At 63.6% G+C, this 25801-nt stretch carries 32 protein-coding genes; 14 read left to right on the top strand and 18 right to left on the bottom strand.

Going from position 1 to position 25801, the window contains the following annotated elements; all coding sequences use genetic code 11:
* Positions 1-82 precede the first annotated feature (82 nt).
* Positions 83-499: a DUF2147 domain-containing protein gene (locus SPMU_RS05550; protein ID WP_088332636.1), complete on the bottom strand. Its 417-nt coding sequence runs from the start codon at positions 497-499 to the stop codon at positions 83-85.
* Positions 500-907: 408 nt separating this feature from the next.
* Between SPMU_RS05550 and SPMU_RS05545 the strand changes: the two genes are divergently transcribed.
* Positions 908-2233 (top strand): Nramp family divalent metal transporter, encoded by a 1326-nt coding sequence (locus SPMU_RS05545; protein WP_425442131.1) that lies wholly within the window; start codon positions 908-910, stop codon positions 2231-2233.
* A 24-nt stretch (positions 2234-2257) separates the two neighbouring features.
* Here SPMU_RS05545 and SPMU_RS05540 read toward each other — a convergent pair whose 3' ends face one another.
* The 3 genes from SPMU_RS05540 to SPMU_RS05530 all read right to left on the bottom strand — a co-directional run bounded on the left by SPMU_RS05540 (position 2258) and on the right by SPMU_RS05530 (position 5059).
* Positions 2258-3037 carry a tyrosine-protein phosphatase gene (locus tag SPMU_RS05540; protein ID WP_088332634.1) on the bottom strand — a complete coding sequence of 260 codons (780 nt, stop codon included), beginning with the start codon at positions 3035-3037 and terminating at the stop codon, positions 2258-2260.
* A gap of 97 nt (positions 3038-3134) precedes the next feature.
* Entirely contained in the window at positions 3135-3851 is a 717-nt protein-coding gene (locus tag SPMU_RS05535) for a hypothetical protein (RefSeq protein ID WP_088332632.1), read from the bottom strand.
* The gene (locus SPMU_RS05530) at positions 3848-5059 is read right to left on the bottom strand and encodes a toxic anion resistance protein (RefSeq protein WP_088332630.1); all 1212 of its coding nucleotides are present in this window, start codon (positions 5057-5059) and stop codon (positions 3848-3850) included. The genes SPMU_RS05535 and SPMU_RS05530 overlap by 4 nt, the downstream gene beginning before the upstream one ends.
* A 159-nt stretch (positions 5060-5218) precedes the next feature.
* On the opposite strand from SPMU_RS05530, the gene SPMU_RS05525 reads away from it, so the two are divergent.
* From SPMU_RS05525 to SPMU_RS05515, 3 genes are all read left to right on the top strand, one after another.
* On the top strand, positions 5219-6232 hold the full coding sequence (locus SPMU_RS05525; RefSeq protein WP_088332628.1) for a zinc-binding alcohol dehydrogenase family protein: 1014 nt from the start codon (positions 5219-5221) through the stop codon (positions 6230-6232).
* A gap of 91 nt (positions 6233-6323) precedes the next feature.
* Positions 6324-8147 carry a translational GTPase TypA gene (gene typA / locus SPMU_RS05520; protein ID WP_088332626.1) on the top strand — a complete coding sequence of 608 codons (1824 nt, stop codon included), beginning with the start codon at positions 6324-6326 and terminating at the stop codon, positions 8145-8147.
* A gap of 2 nt (positions 8148-8149) precedes the next feature.
* Positions 8150-9238 carry an oxidoreductase gene (locus SPMU_RS05515; RefSeq protein ID WP_245832773.1) on the top strand — a complete coding sequence of 363 codons (1089 nt, stop codon included), beginning with the start codon at positions 8150-8152 and terminating at the stop codon, positions 9236-9238.
* Between the two features lie 101 nt (positions 9239-9339).
* Here the strand turns inward: SPMU_RS05515 and SPMU_RS05510 are convergent, their stop codons facing one another.
* The gene (locus SPMU_RS05510; RefSeq protein ID WP_088332624.1) at positions 9340-9741 is read right to left on the bottom strand and encodes an EVE domain-containing protein; all 402 of its coding nucleotides are present in this window, start codon (positions 9739-9741) and stop codon (positions 9340-9342) included.
* Between the two features lie 138 nt (positions 9742-9879).
* Here SPMU_RS05510 and SPMU_RS05505 point away from each other — a divergent pair, with 138 nt between their 5' ends.
* Together SPMU_RS05505 and SPMU_RS05500 are read left to right on the top strand one after the other, a co-directional pair.
* On the top strand, positions 9880-10236 hold the full coding sequence (locus tag SPMU_RS05505) for a hypothetical protein (protein WP_088332622.1): 357 nt from the start codon (positions 9880-9882) through the stop codon (positions 10234-10236).
* A 98-nt stretch (positions 10237-10334) separates the two neighbouring features.
* On the top strand, positions 10335-10607 hold the full coding sequence (locus SPMU_RS05500; protein WP_088332620.1) for a DUF3297 family protein: 273 nt from the start codon (positions 10335-10337) through the stop codon (positions 10605-10607).
* A gap of 168 nt (positions 10608-10775) precedes the next feature.
* Here the strand turns inward: SPMU_RS05500 and SPMU_RS05495 are convergent, their stop codons facing one another.
* The gene (locus SPMU_RS05495; protein ID WP_088332618.1) at positions 10776-11750 is read right to left on the bottom strand and encodes an NAD(P)H-dependent flavin oxidoreductase; all 975 of its coding nucleotides are present in this window, start codon (positions 11748-11750) and stop codon (positions 10776-10778) included.
* Between the two features lie 81 nt (positions 11751-11831).
* The gene (locus SPMU_RS05490) at positions 11832-12356 is read right to left on the bottom strand and encodes a gamma carbonic anhydrase family protein (RefSeq protein WP_088333193.1); all 525 of its coding nucleotides are present in this window, start codon (positions 12354-12356) and stop codon (positions 11832-11834) included.
* Between the two features lie 88 nt (positions 12357-12444).
* Between SPMU_RS05490 and SPMU_RS16855 the strand changes: the two genes are divergently transcribed.
* The gene (locus SPMU_RS16855) at positions 12445-12606 is read left to right on the top strand and encodes a hypothetical protein (RefSeq protein ID WP_169715637.1); all 162 of its coding nucleotides are present in this window, start codon (positions 12445-12447) and stop codon (positions 12604-12606) included.
* A gap of 24 nt (positions 12607-12630) precedes the next feature.
* Here SPMU_RS16855 and SPMU_RS05485 read toward each other — a convergent pair whose 3' ends face one another.
* Entirely contained in the window at positions 12631-13926 is a 1296-nt protein-coding gene (locus tag SPMU_RS05485) for an MFS transporter (protein ID WP_088332616.1), read from the bottom strand.
* A 113-nt stretch (positions 13927-14039) separates the two neighbouring features.
* Here SPMU_RS05485 and pgsA point away from each other — a divergent pair, with 113 nt between their 5' ends.
* The 3 genes from pgsA to SPMU_RS05470 are packed head-to-tail and all read left to right on the top strand — an operon-like array spanning position 14040 to position 15291.
* A complete protein-coding gene (gene pgsA / locus SPMU_RS05480) occupies positions 14040-14606 on the top strand; it encodes a CDP-diacylglycerol--glycerol-3-phosphate 3-phosphatidyltransferase (protein WP_088332614.1) in 567 nt (188 codons plus the stop codon).
* On the top strand, positions 14606-14863 hold the full coding sequence (moaD, locus tag SPMU_RS05475) for a molybdopterin converting factor subunit 1 (protein ID WP_088332612.1): 258 nt from the start codon (positions 14606-14608) through the stop codon (positions 14861-14863). Before pgsA ends, moaD begins: the two co-directional genes overlap by 1 nt.
* Positions 14860-15291 (top strand): molybdenum cofactor biosynthesis protein MoaE, encoded by a 432-nt coding sequence (locus SPMU_RS05470; RefSeq protein ID WP_088332610.1) that lies wholly within the window; start codon positions 14860-14862, stop codon positions 15289-15291. Before moaD ends, SPMU_RS05470 begins: the two co-directional genes overlap by 4 nt.
* A 35-nt stretch (positions 15292-15326) precedes the next feature.
* On the opposite strand, the gene SPMU_RS05465 is transcribed toward SPMU_RS05470, so the two are convergent.
* Positions 15327-15989, bottom strand: a complete 663-nt coding sequence (locus SPMU_RS05465) for a fasciclin domain-containing protein (protein WP_088332608.1) — start codon at positions 15987-15989, stop codon at positions 15327-15329.
* A 118-nt stretch (positions 15990-16107) separates the two neighbouring features.
* Here SPMU_RS05465 and thiE point away from each other — a divergent pair, with 118 nt between their 5' ends.
* The 4 genes from thiE to SPMU_RS05445 all read left to right on the top strand — a co-directional run bounded on the left by thiE (position 16108) and on the right by SPMU_RS05445 (position 19199).
* Entirely contained in the window at positions 16108-16785 is a 678-nt protein-coding gene (gene thiE, locus SPMU_RS05460; RefSeq protein ID WP_211275711.1) for a thiamine phosphate synthase, read from the top strand.
* 146 nt (positions 16786-16931) lie between these two features.
* On the top strand, positions 16932-17522 hold the full coding sequence (locus SPMU_RS05455; RefSeq protein WP_088332603.1) for a M23 family metallopeptidase: 591 nt from the start codon (positions 16932-16934) through the stop codon (positions 17520-17522).
* Between the two features lie 160 nt (positions 17523-17682).
* Positions 17683-18246 carry an elongation factor P gene (efp, locus tag SPMU_RS05450; protein ID WP_088333192.1) on the top strand — a complete coding sequence of 188 codons (564 nt, stop codon included), beginning with the start codon at positions 17683-17685 and terminating at the stop codon, positions 18244-18246.
* Between the two features lie 140 nt (positions 18247-18386).
* On the top strand, positions 18387-19199 hold the full coding sequence (locus SPMU_RS05445; protein WP_088332601.1) for an inositol monophosphatase family protein: 813 nt from the start codon (positions 18387-18389) through the stop codon (positions 19197-19199).
* Between the two features lie 58 nt (positions 19200-19257).
* Here the strand turns inward: SPMU_RS05445 and SPMU_RS05440 are convergent, their stop codons facing one another.
* From SPMU_RS05440 to SPMU_RS05400, 9 genes are read right to left on the bottom strand one after another with little or no spacing between them, the layout of a single operon-like run.
* Positions 19258-20163: a DUF481 domain-containing protein gene (locus SPMU_RS05440; protein ID WP_245832770.1), complete on the bottom strand. Its 906-nt coding sequence runs from the start codon at positions 20161-20163 to the stop codon at positions 19258-19260.
* A 57-nt stretch (positions 20164-20220) separates the two neighbouring features.
* Positions 20221-20700 carry an RNA pyrophosphohydrolase gene (locus SPMU_RS05435; RefSeq protein WP_088332599.1) on the bottom strand — a complete coding sequence of 160 codons (480 nt, stop codon included), beginning with the start codon at positions 20698-20700 and terminating at the stop codon, positions 20221-20223.
* Between the two features lies 1 nt (position 20701).
* A complete protein-coding gene (locus SPMU_RS05430; RefSeq protein ID WP_088332597.1) occupies positions 20702-21514 on the bottom strand; it encodes a TrmH family RNA methyltransferase in 813 nt (270 codons plus the stop codon).
* A 14-nt stretch (positions 21515-21528) separates the two neighbouring features.
* Entirely contained in the window at positions 21529-21798 is a 270-nt protein-coding gene (locus SPMU_RS05425; RefSeq protein WP_088332595.1) for an HPr family phosphocarrier protein, read from the bottom strand.
* Complete coding sequence (locus SPMU_RS05420; RefSeq protein WP_088333190.1) at positions 21795-22208, bottom strand: PTS sugar transporter subunit IIA; 414 nt, start codon at positions 22206-22208, stop codon at positions 21795-21797. The genes SPMU_RS05425 and SPMU_RS05420 overlap by 4 nt, the downstream gene beginning before the upstream one ends.
* Positions 22209-22225: 17 nt before the next feature.
* Positions 22226-23140, bottom strand: a complete 915-nt coding sequence (gene rapZ, locus SPMU_RS05415) for an RNase adapter RapZ (RefSeq protein WP_088332593.1) — start codon at positions 23138-23140, stop codon at positions 22226-22228.
* Complete coding sequence (locus tag SPMU_RS05410; RefSeq protein WP_088332591.1) at positions 23137-23556, bottom strand: HPr kinase/phosphorylase; 420 nt, start codon at positions 23554-23556, stop codon at positions 23137-23139. Before SPMU_RS05410 ends, rapZ begins: the two co-directional genes overlap by 4 nt.
* A 1-nt stretch (position 23557) precedes the next feature.
* Positions 23558-25126 (bottom strand): sensor histidine kinase, encoded by a 1569-nt coding sequence (locus SPMU_RS05405; RefSeq protein WP_088332589.1) that lies wholly within the window; start codon positions 25124-25126, stop codon positions 23558-23560.
* The gene (locus SPMU_RS05400) at positions 25095-25799 is read right to left on the bottom strand and encodes a response regulator transcription factor (protein ID WP_088332587.1); all 705 of its coding nucleotides are present in this window, start codon (positions 25797-25799) and stop codon (positions 25095-25097) included. Before SPMU_RS05400 ends, SPMU_RS05405 begins: the two co-directional genes overlap by 32 nt.
* Positions 25800-25801 lie beyond the last annotated feature (2 nt).

The following is a 25801-nucleotide window of genomic DNA, read 5'->3' as shown; positions in this document are numbered from 1 at the left end:
GAGGGGAGTTGCTGCCAGAGCGGCTTGACGAGCGCCTGCGCCGTGCTTGTAAACGGTGCCGACTCTGACACGCGCGGTTGGGTTAGCGGGCGGCTTTCCAGATCTGCGTCTGGCAAATAAACGATATGCAGCCCTTCACCCGAAGCGTGTCGTTCTCGCCACGTGTGACGATCGACTTGTAGCTTTTGCCATTGCGCGGATCGTAGATGCGGCCGCGCCACTCATCACCGGATTCGCTGAAACCTGAGAGGATCGGGAGGCCAACCATGGGCCGGCTGCGCAACTTTGCGTCAGGGTTGTTCACGTCGGTCACCGGTGCACCCGGCCGCGACTTCACGACAGAGGCGATCCTTCCGCACGTGTTCGCGCCGCAAGGGCCGACCTGAATGATGGCGGAGCCATCTTCCGTCAGCCAACGACCGGCGATCGGTTGTGCGGCATGCGCGGTCCCGGCCAGGGAAAGCGCGAGAACAGCTGTGGCAGCGGGAATAATTCTCATGGCGACGTTATCGATGGAACGCGATTAACACGCAATAGACGATTGGCAACTTTGCGGGGCGGGCTGGGAAAGTCGAATGACTGCATTGGAGATTAACGATCGACGCCAAGCCGTCCAAGCGAACCATTCGACGAGATCTTGTTTCACGCGATCGAAGATGGGAACTGACTTAGTGTCGCGGCGGTGCTCCGCAGCGGCCGGCTGAGATGCGGGCAGGTCCGATGTTGATCTTGATCCACCGAGCGGACATCCGCAGGGCAGATCCTGGTCGTTAACGCTCTCCGGCCTCCGCCATGGCGCCGGACGAAACATCGTAAGGCTTCTTCTCGGAGCGATTCCGCTCCGGCAGAGCCGCAACGCGGCCGCTCACAAGCGTTTGCGTGGTTGAAAGACGGCCACGAGTTCCGCATGGCGGCAAGGATGACTCCTCCCGCGGCAGAGCTGATGCGATCGCTACCCGAGGTTCACGCCTCGATCCGGGTACCTGAGGGTGCGGGCTTTTGGCGGAGGCTATTCGCCTTTGTTGGGCCGGGATGGCTGGTGGCCGTCGGCTACATGGATCCTGGGAATTGGGCCACGGATATCGCGGGTGGGTCAGCCTTTGGCTACACGCTCCTGAGCGTAATCCTGCTGTCGAACCTGATGGCGATCATTCTGCAGGCGCTGTCTGCCCGGCTCGGGATTGGCGCTGGGCTGGATCTGGCACAAGCCTGTCGTCAACAATACTCGCGCCCTGTTGCTCTGGTCCTGTGGGTGCTGTGCGAGATCGCGATCATCGCATGCGATCTCGCGGAGGTGCTCGGCACGGCGATCGCCCTGAAGCTCCTCTTCGGGATGCCGCTCGTCTTAGGGGTGTGCGTCACCGCGCTAGATGTTTTCCTAATCCTGGCGCTGCAACGCTACGGTTTTCGGCGGCTGGAGGCCTTTGTGGCGTCGCTGCTGATCATCATCGCAAGTTGCTTTGCTTTCGAACTGGCGTGGGCGGGACCAGATTGGAGCGCAGCTGCGGCCGGTCTGATTCCTTCAACGGAGATCGTCAGTAATCCGGCGATGCTCTACATCGCGATCGGCATTCTCGGCGCGACGGTGATGCCGCACAACCTCTACCTTCACTCAGCCATCGTGCAGACGCGGGCAGTAGGTAAGGAGATCGCAGAAAAGCGCGACGCGTTGAAGATGGCGACGATCGACTCCACCGTGAGTCTTGGCTTGGCCTTCTTCATCAATGCGGCGATCCTGATACTGGCAGCCGCCACCTTCCACGTTGCCGGGCAGACGGAAGTGGCTGAAATCGAAGAAGCGCACCGCCTGCTTGCGCCGATGCTAGGGGTAGGGGGAGCCAGCGTGGTATTCGCCATTGCGTTGCTTGCCAGCGGTCAGAATTCAACGGTGACGGGAACACTCGCCGGGCAGATCGTGATGGAAGGCTTTCTGCATCTGCGCCTCCCGATGTGGCTGCGGCGACTGATCACCCGTGGGCTTGCGATTATTCCTGCCGTGATCGGGGTCATGCTGGCTGGCGATAGTGGGGCGACTCAGTTGCTGGTGCTTAGTCAGGTGGTGCTCAGCCTGCAGCTGCCCTTTGCCGTGCTCCCCCTTGTGGCCTTCACGGGAAGCCGCCGGCTGATGGGGCCGCTTGCCGCACCCATTTGGCTGGTGACGCTTGCCTGGGGCATCGCAGCTGTGATCGTTGCGCTTAATGGCTGGATGATGTGGAGCTTGACGGTCGGCTGACGTGGGCGCCAGCTTCACCGGCAATCAGTTGACGAGCTTCTGCCGCAGCGCCTGGCGCCGGGTTGCGTCCACGCCAAGCACCTCTTCGGCATAGCGCTCTGTCGAACCGTACCGCTCATGAATCGAACGGGTGGCGGCATCCAGATACATCGCATCAACGCCCATCAGGGTCTCTATCGCTTCATCGGTGATCTGCGATCCGTAGCGCTGGCGAATGGAGGCCCCGGCTGCTGCAATGCGGCGCTTCTGGTTGCCCGCGACGTTGGTGAGGAGATAATCCGCCATCACATCATCTTCATGCACGCCAAGCAATCGGTGGAGCAGCGCGGCTGCAAGACCTGTCCGATCCTTCCCCGCCAAGCAGTGCAATAGGCTTGCCCCTTCGCGGGTTGCGAGCGCCTCGAAGTAGAGGGTGAGCGACCGCACAAGGACCATGCGGAACGGCATGTTCTCGTAGAGCCGAGTCATTGCCGCCCGTGCTTCATCGGCAGTGGTGATGCCGCGTCCAGCCTCCTCATGGGGAGCCAGCTCCGAGCCGGCGGTCTCACCGGGCGCGAAAAGGACGAGTCCGTCGAAGCTCTCATGGCGAAGACACGGCATCAGCTGACGTTCACTGTCACCGCGCAGATCGATCACGGTGGAGATGCCGAGATCGGCCACCCCGGCAAGGTCATCAGGGGTGGCGTCGCAATGTTGGCCCGAGCGCCAGAGCAAGCCATGCCGAAGCCGCCCATCTGCCGCGGCATAACCGCCATAGTCGCGGAAGTTGTGGATACCTTCGAAGACGAGGACACGATCGTTCATGCGGCAACGCTACCTGATTGGTATGACAATGTCGCGTCGATTAAGCATATTGGCTTAACGGCATCGCGCCGGTGCGCCCGACCCTGAGCGAAGGCCGTCAGGCCGGATCGCCATCCTTGTACTTCATTTCGAGGAAGCGACCACGAGTTTCCAATGAGTCGAGATCGCCCCGGGCAAGCTCCTCGCTGAGCTGGCCTATCTCACGCTCGATCAACTCGAGCCCTTCGACCAGTTGGCGATCGGGCGTCTTTCCGTTCCGTTCGGCTCCGCGTAGTTCCGCTGGCACACGCTGATAATCGCGAATGAACTCTGGCAGTTGCTCACCCACCAGACGCCGGATATCGGCTGCGGCCGAGGTTTCGTCACCCACAGACGCCAGCTGTTTGCCGAGTGTATCCAGGCGCAGACCGATGCGGTCCGTCACCTGAACCGCAGGAGCTGGCAGAGCAGGGCGCTGCGCATCCAGCCATCGCGTCGTCTGCATCGGCAGCGCCTTCAGCTCACTTTTGGCCAGTTTCTCACGGGTAACTGGCCGCTGGCCGGGGGCAAAGGCGATCGCAAGCGTCACCGCCACCATGACCATCATCACGGCAAGCGCACCGAAGATGCCAAGTGGCATCACAGCGATCCCAGTGATCGCAGCCGCCAGAAGTATCGCGACGTTCGCTCCACCAATTGCCGCGAGCCGTTTTGCCAGGCTGCGGCCTTGGCGCGGCCGACCGGCGGAGGGCAGGCCCTCGAAGGATTGGAGCCTCACCCTGTCGAGCGTACCGCGGGCACGCGCCAGAGCTTCGTTGGTGTCGTAAGAGGTCACAGCGCCTCCAGCTTGAACGTTTCGGGCGACGATCCGACGCGGTTCTGTGCGGCGCCTTCTGCGCGCGCGATGTAGCCGCGCGACTTCTCAACCTCGGTGGAAAGTGTATTCACCGTGGTCTTCATTGAGTCCAGCGCCTTCAGCTTGAAGGTGTCAATGGCATCCATGGTTTCGTAGATGTTCTGGAACGCGCGCTGCAATGTTTCTAACGGGATCGCCGAGCTGGCCGCCTGTTCGTGTATGCGAGCGGTGTTCGAACGAAGCAGCTTTCCAGTCGAATCGATGATGCTCGCCGTTGTGGTGTTCAACTGCGTGATCTGTTCCAGCACCAACTTCTGGTTGGTCATGGCCTGTGCCACCGTCACGGCCGTGCGTAGCGCCGCCACAGTCGTCGTCGATGCACGGTCCACGCCCTTGATCAACTCGACATTGTTCTTCTTGACCAGATCAAGCGCCAGATAGCCTTGCACCGTCACGGCCATCTGAGTGAGTAAGTCCTGAGTACGCTGCCGGGCGTAGAACAACGCACTTTCCCGGATCGCCTTTGCTTTGGCAGGATCAGTGGCGTCGAGCTCGTTTGCCTTGTCCTCAAGCTTTCGATCGAGCATCTTCGATAGCTGGATCATCTGTTCCAACTTGCCCATAGCGCTCCACAGATTGGCCCGCTCGGTGTCGATCGACGCGTTATCCATCAACAGCTCGTCCTTGCCCGACGCCAGGCTCTTCAGGATCGAGGCAATATGCGTCTGGCTTGACTTGTAGCTGTCGAAGTAATTCCGCATCTTGCTGCCGAACGGGATGATGCCAAACAGCTTCTGCGGTGCGGTGAGATTGCCCTTCTTACCAGGATCCAGATCCTCGACCACGCGTCGCAATTGCGCCAGATCGTTCCCGACGCCGGTTTCCTGGTCCATCGCGCGCACGGGACGGTCGAGGAAGCGGTTTGACTGCCCGGCGGCGTCACGAATTTCCTTTGCGCCCATGTTGGTGATCGCATCGACCACCTTGCCAAACTCGGGGCTGTTCGCGTCCCGCTCGAGCAGTTGCTGCACCGCGTAATCGGCACGTTCCTCAAGCTTCGATTTGGTGCCCTCATCCACAGGCACCAGTCCTACTGCCTTTTCAGCGGTAACGGTTGGGACCGGATCGGGCGGCGTGAGCTTCAGCGCCGGCTCGGTCGCGGTGATCGTGTCGGGGTTGCTCGCCATGTGGTTCCTCCAGCGTTGCCGTCAGGATGGCGGCAGACGAGTGTTCGTTCAAGTGTGTTAGCAGTATAATACGCATGAGTGGGTTGCGCAAAGCGCGGCTCGGACCCAGGAACGCTCCACCCGCGTTCCAGGCACCATTCCACCAGAGAGGAGAGCACCATGCGCGCTGTGGCTTTCAAACACCCCGGACCTGTGGGTCGTCAGGATTCGCTGGTGGACGTCGAGTTGCCCGACCCGGTCGCGACTGGGCGAGATCTGCTGGTCAGGGTGCATGCGGTGTCAGTCAATCCGGTCGACGCAAAGGTGCGCGCAGGCATGCGCGGCGGCGGCGAGGACTGGCGCGTGCTCGGCTTCGACGCGGCAGGGGTGGTCGAGGCAACCGGGCCGGAGGTGACCGGTTTCAAGGTGGGCGACCACGTCATGTATGCTGGTCAGATCGATCGTCCTGGTAGCAATGCCGAACTGCAGCTGGTTGACGAGCGCATCGTTGGCGCGAAGCCGGCGTCGCTCGACTGGGCGGCCGCCGCAGCGCTGCCGCTGACGGCGATCACCGCGTGGGAGGCGCTGTTCGACAAGCTTGATTTGCGGCGGCCAGTCCCCGGAGCTGCACGGGCGGTATTCGTCCTGAACGGCGCCGGCGGTGTGGGCTCGATCGCTATTCAACTGCTCCGCGCATTAACCGACCTGACCGTCGTCGCCTCCGCTTCGCGACCTGAGACAAAGGCGTGGGTGGAGCAGCTCGGCGCACACCATGTGGTGAACCACCGTGAGCCAATGGCGCCGCAGATTGAGGCGCTGGGGATCGGCAAGCCCGGCCATGTCTTCTCTACGACCCACACCGATGATCACCTGCCCGACATCAACCGCCTGATAGCACCACAAGGGAAGCTTTGCCTGATCGATGATCCCAAGACATTGGATATCATGCCACTGAAAGGGAAGGCCATTTCGGTGCATTGGGAGTTAATGTTCACTCGCCCGCTGTTCAAGACTCCGGACATGGCGGAGCAAGGAAAGCTCCTGACGGAAGTCGCCAGGCTGGTGGATGCGGGTGTGGTTCGTTCCACCATGACGGAGATGATGGGTAGTATAAGTGCCGAGAACTTGAGGCGGGCGCATGCCGCGATCGAGAGTGGTACGGCATGCGGGAAGATAGTTCTAGCGGGCTGGTGACGCTGCGGCCGCGGAGGGTGGCGCTCGCGGGTTGTTTCGGCTATGCGCGCCCGGAACGCTGCCACGCCGTGGCGGCCATCCAGGAAATCGTATGAATCTGCGCAACATCGCCATCATCGCGCACGTCGATCATGGCAAAACCACTCTCGTCGATCAGCTTTTCCGCCAGTCGGGGACATTTCGAGACAATCAGCGCGTCGAAGAGCGCGCGATGGACTCGAACGACCTCGAGAAGGAGCGCGGGATCACCATCCTGGCGAAGCCGACGTCGATTGAGTGGGAAGGCACGCGCATCAACATCGTCGACACGCCGGGCCACGCCGATTTCGGCGGCGAGGTGGAGCGCATCCTCTCGATGGTAGACGGCGTGATCCTGCTGGTCGATTCGTCCGAAGGTGCCATGCCACAGACCAAGTTCGTGACCGGCAAGGCACTGGCGCTGGGCCTGCGTCCGATCGTGGTGGTCAACAAGGTCGACCGCCCGGACCAGCGCATCCAGGAAGTGCTGGACGAGGTGTTCGACCTGTTCGTCAGCCTGGACGCGACCGACGAGCAGCTCGACTTCCCGGTGCTCTACGCGTCGGGTCGCAACGGCTATGCCAGCGAGGACCCCGATCGCCGCGAGGGCACGCTGACGCCGATGTTCCAGAAGATCGTCGATCACGTGCCGCCGCCGGCGCTCGACGTCGATGCGCCGTTCACCTTCCTGGTGACGCTGCTCGACCGTGACAACTTCCTCGGCCGCGTGCTGACCGGCCGCGTCAACTCGGGCACGGTGAAGGTCAACCAGCCGATCCACGCGCTCGACATGGACGGCAAGGTCGTGGAGACGGGTCGCGCCTCCAAGATCATGACGTTCCAGGGCCTGGAGCGCGTACCGACCGACGAGGCGCGTGCCGGCGATATCATCAGCCTTGCAGGCCTGGCCGTCGCAACCGTGTCGAACACGATCGCCGACATCAGTGTGACCGAGGCGATCCAAGCGCAGCCGATTGATCCGCCGACGCTGTCGATGCGCTTTGCCGTGAACGATTCGCCAATGGCTGGTCGTGAGGGCAGCAAGGTGACGAGCCGCATGATCCGCGACCGCCTGTTCCGCGAAGCCGAATCGAACGTCGCGATCAAGGTGACCGAATCGAGCGATCGGGACAGCTATGAAGTTGCCGGCCGCGGCGAACTTCAGTTGGGCGTGCTGATCGAGACGATGCGCCGCGAAGGTTTCGAGCTCGGCATCAGCCGCCCGCGCGTGCTGTTCCGCGAGGACGAGAACGGCAAGCGCACCGAGCCGTACGAAACCGTCATCATCGACGTGGACGAGGAGTATTCGGGCACGGTTGTAGAGAAGATGAACCTGCGCAAGGCCGAGATGACCGATATGCGGCCGTCGGGTGGCGGCAAGACGCGCATCACCTTCTCCGCGCCGTCGCGCGGCATGATTGGCTACCACGGCGAGTTCCTGTCGGACACGCGCGGCACGGGCATCATGAACCGGCTGTTCGAGAAGTACGGCCCGCACAAGGGCCCGATCGAGGGCCGCAAGAACGGCGTGCTGATCTCCAACGGCGCTGGCGAGGCACAGGGCTATGCCCTCGGCCCGCTCGAGGCGCGCGGCATCCTGTTCGTCGGTCACGGCGAAGCGCTCTATGAAGGCATGATCATCGGCGAGAACGCCAAGACGGAAGACCTTGAGGTCAACCCGATGAAGGCAAAGCAGCTGACGAACTTCCGCGCGTCGGGCGGCAAGGACGACGCGATCCGTCTGACCCCGCCGAAGAAGATGACGCTGGAACAGGCCATTGCCTATATCGACGATGACGAGATGGTCGAGGTGACGCCAAAGACCATCCGACTGCGCAAGCGCTTCCTCGATTCGAACGAGCGCAAGCGCAACAAGCGGTCGGCCGAGGCGGCCTGATCTTGTCCCCGATCAGCGCCGCACCCATTCGGGCCGGCCTGATCGGCTTTGGTTATGCGGGGCGTACCTTTCACGCCCCGCTGATCGCGGCGACAGACGGGCTGGCGATCACGGCAGTGGCGTCGTCACAGGTTGCTGGCGATCTTGCAGAGTCGCTCGGCGATGTGATTGTCGTCGCCACCCCGGCAGCATTGCTTGAGCGCAGCGACATCGACTTGGTTGTGGTGGCGAGCCCGAACGACAGCCATGCGCCCTTGGCCTTGGCTGCGCTTGCTGCGGGCAAGCATGTCGTCGTGGAGAAGCCGTTCGCTCTGTCTCTCGACGAGGCCCGTCAGGCGACGCTGGCCGCGGGGCGAGCGGGACGGCTGTTGGCGGTCTTTCACAACCGCCGCTGGGACAGCGATTTCCTCTCCGTGCGTGCCGCCATCGATGCTGGCGCGATCGGCGACGTGGTGCAATTCGAGAGCCATTTCGACCGGTTTCGCCCTGCGGTTCGGGATCGCTGGCGAGAGCGGGCAGGGGACGGCGGGGGGCTCTGGTACGATCTCGGGCCGCATCTGATCGACCAGGCGCTGCTGCTTTTCGGGCTGCCCGAGTTCGTCCAGGCCGATCTGGCGGCTCTACGGCCCGGCGCTTCGGCCGACGATTGGGCGCATGCCGTGCTGCACTATGCCGACAAGCGGATCGTGCTTCACGCAAGCATGCTGGCCGCTGGGGGCAGCGCGCGTTTTACGGTGCATGGCACGGCGGGTAGCCTGGTGAAGCAGCGGGGCGACCAGCAGGAAGCGCAGTTGCTTGGCGGGATGGTGCCCGGTGCGCCCGGCTGGGGCAGCGATAACGATCCGCTGGTGCTGCATGACGGGGAGACCACTCGGGAGCTCCCCGTCGTTTCTGGCGACCAGCGGCGGTTCTACCGTGAGGTGGTTGCAGCGATTCGGGGCGAGGGGGTGAACCCGGTACCGGCGGCACAGACGCTTGCAACCATGGCGGTGATCGAGGCTGGGCTGCGATCGTCGGCCGAGCGGCGGGCGGTGCCGCTGGCGTTGACCGAGGCCGAACGCAGCGCCTTTCGGGCTTCACTTGCGGCCTGAACGGGCGTCAGACCAGCCGCCTCTCGGCCGCTCTCCGGCTTGTTTTGGCCTTTTTCGGCACCCCGGCGGCCAGTTGTGCGATCTCCATCGTCACCGGCCCCTCAAAGGCCGCCCAGTTCCATCAGCACTGCCCATTCTTCGTCCCTGACCGGCGTAACGGACAGGCGGCTTTGCCGGAGCACTTCCAGCGTCGCCAGGCGCGGCTCGGCCTTCATTGTGGCAAGCGGGACCGGGTTCGGCAGTTTTTCCAGCGGGCGCACCGCGACCGACGCCCAGATCCCCTTTTCACCATCCGGGCGCCAGGCGCGGACGATTTCCATCGTGCCCACGGCAGCCTTTTCCTTGTTCGAGTGATAGAAGATCGCGCGATCGCCGGGCGCCATCTCCTTCAGGAAATTACGCGCTGTGTAGTTGCGGACGCCGTCCCATTCGGTTTCCTGATCCCGGATCAGGTGATCCCAGCCGTAGACATCCGGTTCCGACCGCAACAACCAAAAGCGCATGCGATTTCCCTAAATCCTTCATGAACGCGCTATTCCGCGTCGGTTAAGCCCGGATTTCCCATATCATCGGACACGCTCACGGCATCGTGCATTTATACCCTCAGAGCGGACCGAGCGTTTTGTATGAGGAGGTTCGACATGAACGGATTTTTGATGAAGGCGGGATTGGGGACGGCACTGGCCGCCTCGGCGCTTGCCGCCGCCACACCGGCCACTGCGCAACGTTGGCACCACCGCGGCTACGATCGCGGCGGAGACGTTGCGGCAGGCGCGCTGATCGGCGGCGTGATCGGCCTTGGCCTTGGCGCCGCCATCGCCTCCAACAATCGTGGCCCTTATTATGGCTACCGGGGCGGTTACCGGGGATATGACGGCTACTACCCGCGCAACTACTACAATCCCTACCGCCGCGCGTGGCGCGGTCCCCGTTGTTTTCAGCAGTGGCGGTGGGACCCGTATTACGGCGAGCAGGTGCCTGTCCGCGTCTGCCGATAAGCTATCAACCGAGCACGCAGGGGCCGGCGCGGGAGACATGCTCTCCCGCGCCGTTTTTCTATTGGGCGGCGCGCAGTGATCGTTTAGGCGCGCTTGCCATGACCGACACACCGCCAGACCATCTCTCGATCGATCCTTCGAGCCCCCACTTCGACCAGCCGACCCTGGAGCGCGGCATCGGCATCCGGTTCAAGGGTGTCGAGCGGAATGACGTGGAGGAATATTGCATCTCCGAAGGGTGGATCCGCGTGGCGCTGGGCAAGAAAATGGACCGTCACGGCCGGCCACTGACGATCAAGCTGAACGGACCGGTGGAAGCGTATTTCCAGCGCGCGGCGGAGAGTGACTCTGCCGAGGGCGAGGAGGCCTGAGGTATCCGCGGCGGGGTTGCCCTAATGGTGATCCCGCGGCCGGCTGATCGCTCGCAGCCGTTCCAACCGTAACCGTTGCGGGCACGCCGGCACACGGACTGGTGCCGCAGCGATACGCAACGGTTGAAAATTGCCCATCGGCGTCGCGGTTTCACCCGCGACGACCGGTCAGGCGGCGAGGCCGATCCTCGCCCTTGCCGCGTTATATTCGCGCTCCATGCGGTCGATCCGGTCGGCGACGGACTCCACCTTCTGCACCGCGCCGATGCCCTGGCCCGAGCCCCAGATGTCGCGCCAGGCTTTCGCCTTGGCCGGCTCGCCGTTGGAATTCTGGCCGAAGTTCATCGTCTTGTAGTCGCCTTCGGGCAGATTGTCGGGGTCCAGCCCGGCAGCGACGATCGAGCCGCGCAGGTAATTGCCGTGAACGCCGGTGAAGAGATTCGAATACACGATGTCGGAGGCGCGGCCCTCGACGATGCCGTTCTTGTAGCCTTCGTCGGCATTCGCCTCTTCGGTCGCGATGAAGGGCGACCCGATATAGGCGAAGTCTGCGCCCATCGCCTGCGCGGCGAGCACCGCATCACCCGTCGCGATCGAGCCTGAGAGTGCCACCGGACCATCGAACCACTGACGGATCTCGCTGACGAGGGCGAAGGGAGAAAGCCGTCCGGCATGTCCGCCAGCGCCTGCCGCCACCGGAATCAGGCCATCGGCACCCTTTTCGATCGCCTTGCGCGCGAAACGATCATCGATGACGTCATGGAAGGTGATGCCGCCCCAATTGTGCACGGCCTGGTTCAGCTCCTCGCGCGCGCCGAGCGACGTGATCGTGATCGGCACCTGCCATTTTTCGCACGTGGCGAGATCCGCCTCCAGCCGATCGTTCGATTTGTGAACGATCTGATTCACCGCGAAAGGCGCAGCCGGACGATCGGGATTGTCGCGATTGTGCGCCGCCAGTTCCTCGGTGATCCGGTGCAGCCACTCGTCGAGCAGCCCCTGCGGTCGGGCGTTCAGCGCAGGAAAGGAGCCGACGACGCCGGCCTTGCATTGCGCGATGACGAGATCGGGACCGGAGATGATGAACAGCGGCGAGCCGATGACCGGCAGGCGCAAGCGGGAGAGGATCGCTGGAACTGACATAAGTGGGGTTATGTCGGGTGAGTAACCACCTGTCCAGCGTGCCCGCCGATGCCGCCGCCCGCACCGGGCCTGGCCGACCGATCAGTCGATCCGCTTCAGCCCGGCCGCAGCCTCCCTGCTGTTCTCGACATAATGCGCGGCGGAAATCTTGAGCCCGGCGACGGCCTGGTCGTCCAGGGTCCTGACCGCCTTGGCGGGGCTGCCGACGATCAAGCTGCGCGGGGGGAAGGTCTTGCCCTCCGTGACCAGCGCGTTCGCCCCCACGATGCAATCATCCGGGATCACCGCGCGGTTCAAAATGGTGGCGCCCATGCCGATGAGGACGCGATTGCCAATCGTGCAGCCGTGCAGAATGGCGTGGTGACCGATGGTGCAATCCTCGCCGACGCTGAGCGGCGAGCCCGGATCGGAATGGAGCATCGCGCCCTCCTGGATGTTGCTGCGCGCGCCGATCGGAATGGGCGTGTTGTCGCCGCGGATCACCGCACCGAACCAGACGCTGGTGTCCTCGGCGAGCCGAACATCCCCGACGATGTCGGCGCTTGGCGCGACCCAGGCGGTGTCATGACACGTCGGGCGGTGCCCCCGAAATTCGTAAAGCGGCATCTCTTCCTCCTGTACCAACATCGGACACTCGCCCGGCTGCTTCGTTCAAGCGGTTCCCAAAGGTAAACGGGACGTTAACCATCGTATGATGGACAGACGCCTGATCACCGACGAACCTGCTCGCCATCCGATCCGGCGGATGATCGTGCAAACCAGCGCCAAGCCGAACCGGAGCGACGACCAGGATCTGAAGCTCTTCGTCCTGAGTTTCACCGCCTTCTTCGTCTGCTTCTACACGATGATCATGTAGCGGTCAGGATCATGTAACTGTCAGTCAGTCGCAGGCCCGGTGCAGCCGCTGGGCGATCCAGGCGGACACGAGGCACATGCCTGCGACCAGCAGCAACAGCTGACTTGCCGTGGCGCCCAGTGCCGTAATCGCCGCAACGGTAGCCGACCCGATCGTCATGGCGCCGGCATTCACGACATTGTTGGCGGCAACCGTCCGCGCCGTCTGATCCTTCGGCACCGTCGTGGTCAGGAACGCATAGAGCGGGACGACGAACATGCCGCCGAAGATGGCGACGAACATGAGCGTGAGCAGAACCGCCGCCGCGCCGGGATGGCTGACAAAGCCGGCGATGTCATAAAGCGTGCCGGCCGGCGCCGCTTCCCACCTGTTGGCGACGAACCAGAAGGCCAGAACGGCGCCGCCCATCGCGATCACCGACACCGGCGAATAGCGCGCCGAGATATGGCCGCGCAGCATCAGATTGATGACGACCGATCCGATCGCGACGCCGATCGAAAAGATTGCCAGCACCAGGCTGGCGACGCTGGCGTCGGACGTGAGGACATTCTTCACCAGCGGCGGGAAGATCACCACCAGGACCGAGCCGATGGTCCAGAAGAAGCTGATCGCGCAGATCGCCAGAAACAAGCGCGGGATGTGCATGGTGCCCGCCACCAGCCGCCACGAGGCCCTGAGCGGATTGTAATCAAGCGTGAGCGCTGGACCCAGCCGCGGCGCCGGCGGAACCATGCGCGCACTGATGTAACCCAGAAGCGCGACAAGGAAGGTCGTTCCCGCAATCAAGGGGATCGACCGATAGATGAAGCCCGCCAGGATGGTGCCAAGCAGGATCGACAGATAGGTTCCTGCCTCCACCAACCCCGTGCCGCCAAGCACGTCCTCATCCTCCAGATGCTGCGGCAGGATGGCGTATTTGATCGGGCTGAAGAACGTGGAGTGGATGCCAAGACCCACGACTGCGCCGAGCATCATGACCACGGGCAGCGTCACTTGCCCGGTGCGCGCCAGCAGCAAGCCGCCGCACCCCAGCGCCATGATCCCGAACTCGACGATCTTGACCACGCGAATGATGCGCGCCTTGTCCATCGTGTCGGCCAGCTGCCCCGACAGCGCCGACAGGAGAAAGAACGGCAAGATGAAGAGGGCCGCGGCCAGGGCGTTGAAAAAGCTTTCCTGCTTTTCGTTGGCAAAAATCTCATAGGTCGCGAACAGAACCATCGAGGTCTTGAACAGATTGTCGTTGAAGGCACCCAGGAACTGAGTGACGAACAGCGGCAAGAAGCGCCGACGTTTGAGAAGCCCGAGGGCATTGATCATGACAGGAGGTCGCCCGGCTGTGGCAGAATGAGGGCTGGGCATAGACGCTGGTCACCGGCGCTGCCAACCCCGTCAGGGTTGCGTCACGGGTCTGCTAAGCTAAGTCAATAACCGTGCTTACCTTGCCCAACCTGCTGAGCCTGTCGCGAATCGTCGCGGTGCCTGCGCTTGTCGCCTTTTTGTGGTGGCCTACCTGGCAGGCAGGGTTCGGTATTGCGTTCGGGCTGTACTGCCTGATGGGCATCACCGATTATTTCGACGGCTATCTCGCGCGCGCACAGGGCGCGGTATCGCGGCTGGGCGTGTTTCTTGATCCGATCGCTGACAAGATCATGGTGGCAGCCGTTATCCTGATGCTCGTGGGCACACGGCATAACGATACCGCCGTGATCACGGGCGTTCATATCATCGCGGCGCTGGTGATCCTGCTGCGCGAGATTGCGGTGTCCGGCCTGCGAGAGTTTCTGGCGGGCCTACAGGTATCGCTGCCGGTGTCACGCCTGGCGAAGTGGAAGACGACGCTTCAACTCGTGTCACTGGGAGCGCTCATCCTCGCTGGCGCGCTGCCGGAGTTTGGCTGGATAAAGCTCGTGGGGCTTGCCTCATTGTGGGGCGCGGCGGTGCTGACGATCGTGACGGGCTGGGATTATCTGCGCGTCGGCCTGAAGCACATGGATTGATGGCGATGCGGATTTTGTATTTCGCGTGGGTGCGCGAGCGTATCGGTGCGGCCGAGGAAGAGGTTGAGCCGCCAGCGGAGGTCGATACCGTCGCGGCCTTGATCGGCTGGCTGGCGGCACGGTCGGACCGGCATGCCGCGGCGCTGAGTGAGCCTGAGCGCTTGCGCGCCGCTCGCGACAAGGACTTCGTGCCTCTCCACACGCCCATCGCAGGAGCACGCGAGATCGCGATTTTTCCACCGGTTACCGGCGGATGATCCGGGTTCTCGTCAGTCCCGCGCCGATCGATTTGGCTGACGAGATGGCGCTTGCCGGGCAGGACGGCGCACTTGCCACGTTCACCGGCATGGTCCGCGCCGATGACGGCGTTACCGAACTGATGCTGGAGCATTATCCCGGTGCGACCGAGCGCGCGCTGACCGTGCTTGCCGAGGAGGCAGTGCTTCGGTGGTCATTGTCCGGCGTGACGATCGTCCACCGGGTCGGCCCGATGCGGCTTGGCGACCGGATCGTGTTCGTCGCGGCCAGCGGCGCGCATCGCGCCGAAGCGCTGGACGCTTGCGCCTTCCTGATCGATCGGCTGAAGACCGATGCGCCCTTTTGGAAACGCGAGCGGGTAGGCGACCATCATCGCTGGGTCGAACCACGCGCCAGCGATGATGTCTCAGCGGAGAAATGGCGCTGAACTAGCGCCTTAGTGCGTGGTCTTCTGCCACGATCTCATGCAAGCCGCGGTACCATCACGCCATTGATGACGTGGAAGACGCCGTCGGCCTGCTGCACATCGGGCGTTTCGACGTAGCTCTTGTTGCCATGGGTGTCGGTCAAAGCGACCGCCTCGCCTTCCTTTCTCGCAAGGAGCAAGGTGCCATCGACGGTCGTCAACTGGGCCACGCCGCCGCTTTTATCGATACGGCTGCGCAGCTGATCAAGCGTGATCGTGCCGGGCACGACATGATAGTTCACCAGCTTGTTCAACGTCGCGCGGTTCGCGGGCTGAAGCAATTCGTTCACGACGCCCGGCGACATCCGCGCGAACGCCTCGTCGCTGGGGGCGAACACCGTCACTGGCCCTGCGGCGCTCAGCGACTGGCCCGCGTCACTTGCCCGCAAGGCGGACACCAATGTGCGCAGATTGGGCGCAGCAGCGACATTGCCCGCGATGGTGCGCGATCCCAGCATCTCGGCACCAGCCAGCCGTGGATTGATTGCGGTGGCAGCCATCGCGGCGAGGCGATCGACCGGCGCTGGCGTCGGAAGGGCTGCAACGTGTGCGGGCTGGGTGGGTGCATGGGCGCTGCGTGACACGCCCGACGGCTGCGTCGAACAGGCGGCGGCGAAAGCACCCAGGGCAACAGCGAAGATTATTGGTTTTACGGTCATGAACCACCTACTCCTGGTTCAGCATGTCACCGGGGTAACGTTTGCGTCGAAGCATTGGTTGCCCGGAAAGGGCCTTCTCATGCTTCCGTCCGGTGCAGGTGGCGGCTAGGCAGGGATCATGATCGATGATCCCCTAGGCCCACTCGACCCGCAATTCGCGGTAGCATTCCGTCGCGACGACCGACGCCCGCCCTGCCAGCTTTACCTGATCTCGCCTTTAGAGGTGGGTGGCAACTTCCCTGACCGGCTGGCGCGGGCGCTGGATGCGGGGCCGGTGGCAGCTTTTCAATTCAGAGTGAAGAACGTGAACCAGCATGAGGCGGCGCGCCTTGCTGAGCCATTGCAGCAGATCTGCGCGGCGCGAGACGTCGCCTTCATCGTCAACGACAGTGCCTCGCTGGCGAAGCGACTAGGGGCAGACGGCGTCCATCTGGGCCAAGAGGACGGCGACGCGCGCGAGGCGAGGGCGATGCTCGGCCCCGATGTTCAGATCGGTGTCACGTGCCATGACAGCCGCCACCTTGCGATGGAGGCGGGGGAGGCCGGCGCTGACTATGTGGCGTTCGGCAGCTTCTATCCGACGACCACCAAGGAGGTGAAGCATCACCCAGAGCCGGTCATCCTTTCATGGTGGTCGACGCTTTTCGAGCTGCCTAGCGTCGCCATCGGCGGCATCACGCCCGCGAACGCCGCTCCACTGATCGCCGCGGGTGCGGATTTTATCGCGGCCTCGGCGGCCGTTTGGAACGGCGATGAGGCACAGGCGATTCGCGCGTTTGAAGAGGTGCTGCGCTGACAGCTCCCGCGCCTTGTGCCTAATGATGCCAAGCCGTTTGGGAAGAGCGTTGGTCACTGTGGAGGGCCGGCGATGACATCGCGTTCGCGCGGCTTGATCACGGTCATCTTGGGCGGACCTTGCCGATGCCCCTGCGAGGATAATCGATGACCAGGCTCGGTGCCTTCATCCTGGCGCTCATCGTGCTGGGGATGATCGCCCTCGGCTCGATGCTGTCCTTCGGCCCGTCGGACACGCCCAAGGTCCTGGAGAAGCGCCAGGCGGTACGACCGCCGGCGTTTGAGACTAACAGCGCGGGGCTTACCGTGCCGGTCGCCGGGGTTGCCGCCGACAAGCTGCTGAATACGTGGGGAGAGGCGCGCGGCGGGGGCACGCGGCGCCACCAGGCGATCGACATCATCGCGCCGGCCAACACGCCGGTGGTCGCCGCTGGGCCAGGACGGGTGGAGAAGCTGTTCAACAGCCGGGACGGGGGGCTGACCTTATACGTGCGCTCGTTAGATCGGCGCTGGAGCCATTATTACGCGCATCTCGCCGGTTACGCGCCGGGCATTCGCGAAGGAATGGCCGTCAATCGTGGCACGCTGCTCGGCTATGTCGGCGACACCGGGAATGCCGGGGCCGGGAACACGCACCTTCACTTTGGCATGAGCCAGATGGCGCCGAGTGATCGCTGGCATCAGGGAACGCCGGTTAACCCGTACCCACTGCTTGCCGGAAAGCACAAGGTTCGTTAGGGCGGCTCCCTTCCAGTTCAACACTGCCGTTTGCCCTGAGCTGGTCGAAGCCTGCCCTGCACTGCCTGTACGCTTCGTACATTTGCAAAGGGCCACTCTCTTCACAAGGAGAGCGGGCATTCGACACGCTCAGCCCGAACGGAGAATGGGCATAAAAGTCATGAAGATCAGCGGCGTCGATATCCGTCCGGGTAACATTATCGAATATGAAGGCGGCATCTGGCGTGCCGTGAAGATCCAGCATACCCAGCCCGGCAAGGGCGGCGCTTATATGCAGGTGGAGCTGAAGAACCTGCGCGATGGCCGCAAGAACAACGTGCGCTTCCGCTCGGCGGAAACGGTGGAGCGTGTGCGGCTCGACACCAAGGACTTCCAGTTCCTGTTCGCAGAAGGCGAGTCCCTCGTGTTCATGGACAAGGAAACCTATGATCAGGTGACCTTGCCGCGCGACCTGCTCGGCGATGCAGCGGCCTTCCTGCAGGACGGCATGGACGTGGTGATGGAGCTTCACGAAGAAGAAGCCATCAGCGTTCAGTTGCCGGACACGATTGAAGCAACGATCGTCGAGGCCGATGCCGTGGTGAAGGGGCAGACCGCCTCCTCAAGCTACAAGCCGGCAATCCTCGACAATGGCGTTCGCGTGATGGTGCCGCCGCACATTTCAAGCGGAACCCGCATCGTTGTTGACGTGTACGAACAGACCTACGTTCGTCGCGCCGACTGACGCGATTTCCTTCCGCAAGGGAGGACCGGGAGGCGGCGGAGCGAGATGCCCGATGGCATCGACTATCCGCTGACCAAGCAAGGCCCGGATAGTGATTACCACCCCCAACCCCTCCCCACCGGGAGGGGGGAGTTGTTGAAATGCCTTCCCATTCCGGTCTCTTCACGATCATCGAACGTGCTGCGCGCAAAGCGGCGCCGCGGCTGCGGCGGGACTTCAACGAAGTCCAGCATCTTCAGGTGAGCCGCAAGGGGCCGGCTGACTTCGTGTCGATGGCCGACAAGCGCGCCGAACAGACCCTGTTCGAGGAATTGTCCAAGGCGCGGCCGGACTGGGGCTTTGTGATGGAGGAGCAGGGCGAGATCGCCGGCGATCCATCCAAGCCGCGGTTCATCATCGATCCGCTGGATGGCACGACCAACTTCCTCCACGGGATACCGCACTTCGCCATTTCGATCGCGGTTGAGGAGCCGATGCCGAACGGCAAGCGGGAGATCACGACCGGGTTGATCTACCAACCGCTGACCGACGAGAGCTTCTGGGCCGAGAAGGGCAGGGGCGCGTGGCTGCAGGATCAACGCCTGCGCGTGTCGTCGCGCCGCGAACTCAGCGAGGCGGTGATCGCTACGGGTATCCCGTTCATGGGCCATGGCGATTTTGCCGAATGGACACGGATCTTCGGCTCGATCGCGCCGCAGGTTGCCGGCATTCGGCGGCTCGGGTCGGCAGCACTGGACCTCGCGTGGGTCGCCGCGGGCCGTTTCGATGGCTATTGGGAATCGAAGCTCAACATCTGGGATGCCGCGGCCGGCATATTGCTCGTCAAGGAAGCCGGCGGCTTCGTGACGGATTTCCGCGGCGGCGATCGGCCGATCGAGCGCAGCGAATTCCTCGCTGCGACTGACGGGCTCCACTCCAAGCTGCACAAGCTGCTAGCCGGCGCGCTGCGCTGAACGAGTCGGGCGCAGCCGCGGGGTGCTCGCGCGAGCGACCAGAGCTACGCGCCTGAATTTAGAAAGTGTAGACGAGCGACGCCCGGCTGGTCGTGTCCGTGGACACGCGGCCGAGCGGCGGTTCACTTTCATATTGGACGGTGTAGCTCACCTGCGCCGACAGCGGGCCGATCAGCTTTGCGGCCAGGGCGGTCGTGCTGCTGACCGTGGAATTGTACCGCTGCAGATAAGCGGACGCATCCTGGGTGACGGACAGCCCGGGGGAAAGCTTCAGGCCCAGATCGACACTGCCGCGCGCGGCGATGCTGCTCTGAACCGTCTCGTCGGTGAACTGCGTATGTCGGAACGCTGGCCCCAGCTCCAGGTTCAGCGTTACCGCCGGTGTCTGAACGGCGCTGTATCCGGCGCCCGCTGACGCCGAGTAGCGGTCCGAATAGCCGAAGAAGCGGTCGCTTTCATATTGCAGCGCGCCGTACACGTAACGTCGCGAGTCGATTTTCCAGTTCGGCTCGTACGCCGCGAGATAATGCTCGCGTGTCGTGACCCCCAGGCTGCGCTGATAATCCGCCTGGCCGCGCAGCTTGTGCCGCCATTCGAGGCCCTCACGCGTGAGATCGAGAACGCCGGTCACGCCTGCGGTGCTGGAATTCCCGGTCGTGATGAAGCCGCCGACCTGAGCGCGCCCGGTCCAAAGGTCCTTCCAGCCGGCGCGGACGATGCGCGTTTCGCGATCCTTTGCGCGCACCGCTCGCCATGCGTCAGCGATGCGAAGCACCTCGTCCCCACTCGCGGGATCAGCGGCGCGGGCATATTTGACGATGGTGGCGACTTCGCCTTCGTTGTCCGACGCGATGGCGGCGTCCAGCATGGCGCGGATCGGCGGCGGAATCTCGACCTGATCGGCAGAACCCGTTGCGCCGTCGTTCACCAGGGCCGAAGAAGCAAGAAGCAGCGCGAAGATCACGGGCCAGCGCTACTCAACCGCGCGGGCGACGTGAAGGAGCCACGGATGGACGGTGGCTTAGCCGAGATGAGCCGAGAAGGCGTCGAGCACTTCCTCGTAAAGCGCGCGCTTGAAGGGAACGATGAGCGTCGTCAGCTCCCGCGGATCCGACCAGCGCCAGGCGCGGAATTCCGGATGCGCCGTCTCTATACGTACGTCGCTGTCCTGGCCCAGGAAACGAAAGAGGTACCAACGCTGCAGCTGACCGCGGTATTTCCCGCCCCAAACCTTTCCCACGAGCTCGGGGGGAAGATCATAGCGGAATTCGCCGGGTGCTTCCGCGATCAGCTCAACCAGGTCCGCGACGATCCCGGTTTCCTCTTCCAGTTCGCGAATGGCGGTTTGCAGAGGCGCTTCACCGGGGTCGATGCCACCTTGCGGCATCTGCCAGGCCTCCAGCGTCGTATCGAGCCGCTGGCCGACGAACACCTGACCCTCCTTGTTCAGCAGCATCACGCCGACGCAGGGGCGGTACGGGAGATTGGGTTCGTTGCTCATCTTATTCGCTCCCGGCCGGCGCATGGTGCGCCAGGACTTCATAGGCCATCACCGCCGTTGCGACGGCGGCGTTCAGGCTGTCAGCCTTACCCAGCATCGGCATCTTCACCAGAAGATCGCATTCCGCCTCCAGTTCGGCAGGCAGCCCCTGCGCCTCATTACCGGTGAGGAGAAAGGTGGGGGCAGCATAAGACGCGGTGCGATAGTGGCTTTGCGTCCGCAGGCTGAGGCCGACGAGCTGGCCGGGGCCGGCGCGAAGCCATGGGAGGAACGCGCTCCAACTGGCCCTGACGAGCGGCACCGTGAACAGCGCGCCCATGCTTGCCCGAACCGCCTCCGTCGAGAACGGGTCAACGCAGTCGCCGATCAGGATTAAGCCGCCGGCACCGACGGCATCACCGGTGCGCAGGATGGTGCCGAGGTTTCCCGGGTCGCGCAGTCGCTCAGCGACCAGCCAGATCGGGCTGGCGTTGCGATCCAGCGCCGTCAGATCGGTGTCAAAGGTGGCGAAGGCGCCGACCACGGACTGCGGGTTATCCTTGCCGGACAGTTTGGCGAGGATCGCCTCCGTCGTCTCGATCGCTTCGCCGCCGGCCGCCTCGACATCCCTGACCAGCGCCAGGACGAGCGGATGATGGGCGCTGGCCTGGGCATAAAACAGGACCTGCGGCAGGCGGCCGGTCTCGCGTGCCTCCGTCAGGATGCGCAGGCCCTCGGCGATGAACATGCCCTCTTCCCGGCGATGCCGCTTATCGCGCAGCGCCTGGACACGTTTCACCAACGGATTGGAATAAGCAGTTACAATGCGTGGCATCGCGCGATCAGCCTTCAGTCCTCGCCGAACTTACCCTCGACGAGCTCGCACATCGCGTCCACCACCGCCGCCGCACCATCGCCCTGCGCACTGATCGTGATGGTATCGCCCTTGGCCGCGCCAAGCATCATCAGGCCCATGATCGACGTGCCCGTGACGGTTGATCCGCCCTTGGCAACTTGCACGGTGAGCGGCTGCTGGGTGGCAAGCGTCACGAACTTGGCGCTGGCGCGGGCGTGAAGGCCGCGACGATTGGTGATCAAAACATTGCGGGTTACGATCACGCAGCAGCCTCTCCAACCCCGAGCACCTCGGACGCGACGGATATGTATTTGCGTCCCGCCTCACGCGCCGCAGCCACGGCAGCGGCAACGCCCATCTTTCGGCGCGCCGACTCGAGCCGAATGAGCATCGGCAGGTTGATGCCGGCAATCACTTCGATCCTGCCGCGCTCCATGAGCGAAATGGCGAGGTTGGAGGGCGTGCCGCCGAACAGATCGGTGAGGACGATCACACCGCGGCCGCTATCCACCTCTGCGATGGCAGCGCGGATGTCGGCGCGGCGCGCCTCCATGTCGTCGTCCGGGCCGATGGCAACCGTCAGGACCTGCTGCTGCGGGCCCACCACGTGCTCCATCGCCGTTACGAACTCATCGGCCAGCCGGCCGTGCGTCACGAGCACCAGCCCGATCATTTGCGTCGTCAATTCGTTCATTGCCCGTCAGGCCGTCCCTCGAGCCGTTCTTGCGGCGCTGCCGCGAGATCACGATGCGTGACCGTGGGCGAAAATGCCGCATTGCGCAACCGTGCTGCAATGCGTTCTGCGACGTGGACTGAACGGTGTCTCCCACCGGTACAGCCGACGGCGATGGTTATATATGATTTTCCTTCGGCGCGGTAGCGCGGAAGCAGCAGCATCAGCAGGTCCTCGATACGGCTCACCGCAGCCTCGTAGGCGGGATCGTCCGCAATATAGGCGGCGACCGCCGCGTCCTTCCCCGTGCCGGGACGAAGATGGGGCACCCAGTGCGGGTTGCGCAGGAAGCGCATGTCGAAAACGAGATCCGCGTCCGTCGGCAACCCGCGGGAAAAGCCAAACGACATGATGGAGACCGCAGGTTCGCTGAGGCCGGGCTGGGCGAACGTGCGCCGGATCTGCTGCGCGAGTTCAGCGCTGCTGTAATGGCTGGTGTCGATGAGGTGCGGGGCCCAGCGTCTCAGCGGCTCAAGCAGCTCGCGTTCCTGCGCGATCCCCTCTCGCGCTGGCCGGTCGAGCGCAAGCGGGTGACGCCGGCGTGTCTCGTCATAGCGGCGCGCGAGTTCTTCGCTGCCGCAATCCAGGAACAGGGTGTCGATCTCCTGTCGTCCTGCCTCGCGCAGCCGATCGATCTGGGAGGCGATGGCAGCGGCATCGAAATCGCGGGTCATCGCACCGATGCCGATCGCCAGCGGCCGCGTCAGGCCGGAGCGACCGGGAGAGGCATCCGTGTGAAGCAGCCGGTCGAGCAGGCTCAGCGGAAGGTTGTCCACCACCTCCCAACCAAGATCCTCCAGCGTCTTCAACACCGTTGATTTGCCCGCACCCGACATTCCGGTGACCAGCAGGATTTCCGAAGGAGCGTTCATGGCAAGTCGTGCCTCAGTGCATGCTCGACGATGAGCGGGGCGGATGCGGGGCGCGGATCAAGGATAAGGATACGGATGGGCACGCCGAGGAACTGCTCCGTTTGCCGCTCAGGCATGCGTTCGCCATTATGCTGCAGTCGCACAGCCAGTGCGACGGCCACGTCGTTTACGTGATCAATCGGGATAATCCCGAGGCGGCGAACCTCCATCTTGCCCGCGATGGTGGAAGGCGCGCTCGCCATCAACATATCGTCCGACCGCTCAATACGCGTGTAATCATCCGACACCAACGCAGCCCCGCGATCGATCAGCCGCAACGCCAGATCCGACTTGCCGCTTCCGGACGGGCCCAGCAGCATGACCGCGCGACCGTCAATCGCAACGGTTGTGGCATGGATCGTTCCCTGCTGCGTCATCTCAACTCTGCACAGCGAGCGGCAATTGGATCACGAAGCGAGCGCCGCTCAAGCGATCCTCTCGCGACTCTACGTGGATCGCGCCTCCATGCGCCTCGACGATCGTCCTTGCAATCGCCAGACCGAGGCCGGAGTGCTGCCCGAACCCCTCGCTGCTGGGCCGGACGGAGTGGAAACGGCGGAACACGGCATCGCGCGCCTCCTCGGGCACGCCGGGGCCCTCGTCCTCGAAGCGTAACTCGAGCTTGTCAGTGCCTGCCAGCGCTGAGATCGAGACCAGCCCGGCATCCGGGGAGAACGACACTGCGTTGTCGATCAGATTTTCGAACACGCGTTCGAGCCGCGCACCTTCGCCCAGGATGAACAGCGCCTCGGGACCTTCTTCATCGAACCGCAACCTCACGTCGCGCTCGATCCCGCGTTCCAGACGCTGCGCGATCATGGCGCGGAGCATCGCCGCCACATCCACCGGTTCGAACTTGGCGCGACTGAGCTGCGCATCGAGGCGTGAGGCGTCGGAAATGTCGCTGATCAGCCGATCGAGCCGGTGAACGTCATCCCGCACGATGGCGAGCAAGCGTTCCTGCAGTTCCGGGTCGCGAACGCTGCCCAGCCCATCAACCGCGGAGCGAAGAGAGGCCAGGGGGTTCTTCAGCTCATGCGTCACATCGGCCGCAAAGGCCTCGGTCGCGTCAATCCGCGCGCGCAAGGCCAAGCTCATGTCCGAGAGAGCCCGCGCCAACATGCCAATCTCGTCGCCGCGATCCGGCAGGCGGGGTACGACAACCTCGCGCGCCCGGCCAAGACGCACACGGACTGCCGCTCGCGCCAGTCTTCGCAAGGGTCGCACGATCGTGCGGGCCAGGAAGAGCGATAGGAACACGGACACGAGCGTGACCACCAGCAGCACCACGCTGAGCCGAAAGCGCTCGACGCGGACGGTTTGCGTGATGTCGCGGGCATTCACCGTTGTCATGATCGCCGCGCTGCTGCCCGGAATGCGCGCTGCGGCGGTGATAACCGGAGTGCGATCGGGGGCCCGCCAGACCGTGGCAGAGGAATAGCCGGCCTGAGCGGCTCGCACATCGTTCCATGCGAGGCCGCTCGCCTTTTCCCGGTACAAGGGTGGGCGTTTCGCGCCGACCACGGTGTCAATGACGGCATCGAGGAAGCGCGCGATCCCCTGTCCGGGGCCGTCCTTGTCAGGATCGCGCAGGAGAAAGTTGCGCTCCCCCAGCAATCGGCTGTCGGCCGCGAGAGCCCCGTCCGGCGAGAATACCCGCAGGCGGCTTGCGGTGTCGCGCGCCAACTGCCGGATCAACGCTTCTCGCCGATCCTGCGGCACCACGCCGAGCGCCTCGGCGATCAGCCGCGCTTCCTGCATCGCCTGCTGCGTACGGTTGTCGAGGATCCGGGCACGATAGCTATCTAGATAGAAGAAGCCGCCCGCGAGCAGGAGCAGGGCAAAGATATTGACCGCCAGAATGCGGCGCGTGAGCGAAACACGACCCGACCAACGCAATGCGAGGTCGTTGCCGTCACTCCTCTGAGAAGCGGTATCCGGCGCCATACAGGGTCTCGATGGCGTCGAACGTGGCATCTACCTGGCGGAACTTGCGACGCACGCGCTTGATATGAGAATCGATGGTGCGATCGTCGACGTAGATATCGTCCTGATACGCAGCATCCATCAGCTGATTGCGTGTTTTCACGATCCCCGGCCGCTGCGCGAGCGTTTCCACGATCAGGAATTCCGTGACGGTCAAGGTGACCGGCTCACCATTCCACGTCACCCGGTGCCGCGCAGGATCCATGGCGAGGCGCCCGCGCTCGATCACCGATGCCGTGTCCGCGTCTCCAGCATCGGGCGCCTGCGCGAGTTCGGCGCGCCGCAGGATAGCGCGGATTCGCGCGATCAGCAGACGCTGGCTGAAGGGTTTCGCGATGTAATCGTCCGCGCCCATGGCGAGGCCAAGCGCCTCGTCCAGCTCATCGTCCTTGCTGGTGAGGAAGATGACCGGCAACTGGCTGCGTTCGCGCACGCGGCGTAGCAGCTCCAACCCATCCATCTTGGGCATCTTGATATCGAAGATCGCCAGATCGGGTGGATTGTCCACCAAGGCTTTCAGCGCTGTTTCCCCATCGGGGTACACGCGCGTGAGGAAACCCTCGGCCTGAAGCGCGATCGACACGGAGGTGAGGATGTTGCGGTCGTCATCGACGAGCGCGATCGTTGCCGTCATCC

The sequence above is a fragment of the Sphingomonas mucosissima genome (genome assembly GCF_002197665.1).
Classification (GTDB): Bacteria; Pseudomonadota; Alphaproteobacteria; order Sphingomonadales; family Sphingomonadaceae; genus Sphingomonas; species Sphingomonas mucosissima.
Note: the sequence above shows the minus strand (reverse complement) of the source record. Positions and strands in the feature narration are given on the sequence as shown.

Coding starts and splice junctions, on each gene's coding strand:
- SPMU_RS05550 (WP_088332636.1), bottom strand. CDS start 499: ATGAGAATTATTCCCGCTGCCACAGCTGTTCTCGCGCTTTCCCTGGCC.
- SPMU_RS05545 (WP_425442131.1), top strand. CDS start 908: ATGGCGGCAAGGATGACTCCTCCCGCGGCAGAGCTGATGCGATCGCTA.
- SPMU_RS05540 (WP_088332634.1), bottom strand. CDS start 3,037: ATGAACGATCGTGTCCTCGTCTTCGAAGGTATCCACAACTTCCGCGAC.
- SPMU_RS05530 (WP_088332630.1), bottom strand. CDS start 5,059: ATGGCGAGCAACCCCGACACGATCACCGCGACCGAGCCGGCGCTGAAG.
- SPMU_RS05525 (WP_088332628.1), top strand. CDS start 5,219: ATGCGCGCTGTGGCTTTCAAACACCCCGGACCTGTGGGTCGTCAGGAT.
- typA (WP_088332626.1), top strand. CDS start 6,324: ATGAATCTGCGCAACATCGCCATCATCGCGCACGTCGATCATGGCAAA.
- SPMU_RS05510 (WP_088332624.1), bottom strand. CDS start 9,741: ATGCGCTTTTGGTTGTTGCGGTCGGAACCGGATGTCTACGGCTGGGAT.
- SPMU_RS05505 (WP_088332622.1), top strand. CDS start 9,880: ATGAACGGATTTTTGATGAAGGCGGGATTGGGGACGGCACTGGCCGCC.
- SPMU_RS05500 (WP_088332620.1), top strand. CDS start 10,335: ATGACCGACACACCGCCAGACCATCTCTCGATCGATCCTTCGAGCCCC.
- SPMU_RS05495 (WP_088332618.1), bottom strand. CDS start 11,750: ATGTCAGTTCCAGCGATCCTCTCCCGCTTGCGCCTGCCGGTCATCGGC.
- SPMU_RS05490 (WP_088333193.1), bottom strand. CDS start 12,356: ATGCCGCTTTACGAATTTCGGGGGCACCGCCCGACGTGTCATGACACC.
- SPMU_RS16855 (WP_169715637.1), top strand. CDS start 12,445: ATGGACAGACGCCTGATCACCGACGAACCTGCTCGCCATCCGATCCGG.
- SPMU_RS05485 (WP_088332616.1), bottom strand. CDS start 13,926: ATGATCAATGCCCTCGGGCTTCTCAAACGTCGGCGCTTCTTGCCGCTG.
- moaD (WP_088332612.1), top strand. CDS start 14,606: ATGGCGATGCGGATTTTGTATTTCGCGTGGGTGCGCGAGCGTATCGGT.
- SPMU_RS05470 (WP_088332610.1), top strand. CDS start 14,860: ATGATCCGGGTTCTCGTCAGTCCCGCGCCGATCGATTTGGCTGACGAG.
- SPMU_RS05465 (WP_088332608.1), bottom strand. CDS start 15,989: ATGACCGTAAAACCAATAATCTTCGCTGTTGCCCTGGGTGCTTTCGCC.
- thiE (WP_211275711.1), top strand. CDS start 16,108: ATGATCGATGATCCCCTAGGCCCACTCGACCCGCAATTCGCGGTAGCA.
- SPMU_RS05455 (WP_088332603.1), top strand. CDS start 16,932: ATGACCAGGCTCGGTGCCTTCATCCTGGCGCTCATCGTGCTGGGGATG.
- efp (WP_088333192.1), top strand. CDS start 17,683: ATGAAGATCAGCGGCGTCGATATCCGTCCGGGTAACATTATCGAATAT.
- SPMU_RS05445 (WP_088332601.1), top strand. CDS start 18,387: ATGCCTTCCCATTCCGGTCTCTTCACGATCATCGAACGTGCTGCGCGC.
- SPMU_RS05435 (WP_088332599.1), bottom strand. CDS start 20,700: ATGAGCAACGAACCCAATCTCCCGTACCGCCCCTGCGTCGGCGTGATG.
- SPMU_RS05430 (WP_088332597.1), bottom strand. CDS start 21,514: ATGCCACGCATTGTAACTGCTTATTCCAATCCGTTGGTGAAACGTGTC.
- SPMU_RS05420 (WP_088333190.1), bottom strand. CDS start 22,208: ATGATCGGGCTGGTGCTCGTGACGCACGGCCGGCTGGCCGATGAGTTC.
- rapZ (WP_088332593.1), bottom strand. CDS start 23,140: ATGAACGCTCCTTCGGAAATCCTGCTGGTCACCGGAATGTCGGGTGCG.
- SPMU_RS05410 (WP_088332591.1), bottom strand. CDS start 23,556: ATGACGCAGCAGGGAACGATCCATGCCACAACCGTTGCGATTGACGGT.
- SPMU_RS05405 (WP_088332589.1), bottom strand. CDS start 25,126: ATGGCGCCGGATACCGCTTCTCAGAGGAGTGACGGCAACGACCTCGCA.
- SPMU_RS05400 (WP_088332587.1), bottom strand. CDS start 25,799: ATGACGGCAACGATCGCGCTCGTCGATGACGACCGCAACATCCTCACC.